Genomic DNA, 423 nt, shown 5'->3' on the forward strand with positions numbered 1-423 from the left:
CGCGGCGGCCGGCATATTTCACGAGGCGGAAGACGGGCAGTTCTCGCTGACGCCGCTCGGCGTCGGAGCGCAAGGCGCCGCCGAGCATTCAGCAGCGCCCTGGGCGGCGTTTGTCGGTCGGCCTTACTATCGGCAGGCGTGGAGCGATTTGCTCTACAGCATCCAGTGCGGCAGGAATGCGTTCCGCCACGCGCATGGCAAGGGCGTCTGGGAATACCGGGCCGAACACCCCGAGGAATCCGGCATTTTCGATCTTGCGATGGCGGCGAACTCGCGCGGCGTCGCGGCGGCGATCCTTGCGGCCTATGATTTCTCGCGCTTCCCGGTCATCATGGATGTCGGCGGCGGGCAAGGTGCGCTGCTCGCCGAAATCCTCGCCGCCAATCCCCGCAGCCGCGGCATTCTGTTCGACCAGCCGCATGT

General features: G+C 66.7%; 1 protein-coding gene. It reads left to right on the top strand.

The window, feature by feature from the left end; translation table 11 throughout:
* Positions 1 to 423: methyltransferase (locus EOA33_RS38485; RefSeq protein ID WP_281033619.1), on the top strand; the 423-nt coding region annotated here is incomplete at both ends.

The sequence above is a fragment of the Mesorhizobium sp. M4A.F.Ca.ET.050.02.1.1 genome (assembly GCF_003997725.1).
Taxonomy (GTDB): Bacteria; Pseudomonadota; Alphaproteobacteria; order Rhizobiales; family Rhizobiaceae; genus Mesorhizobium.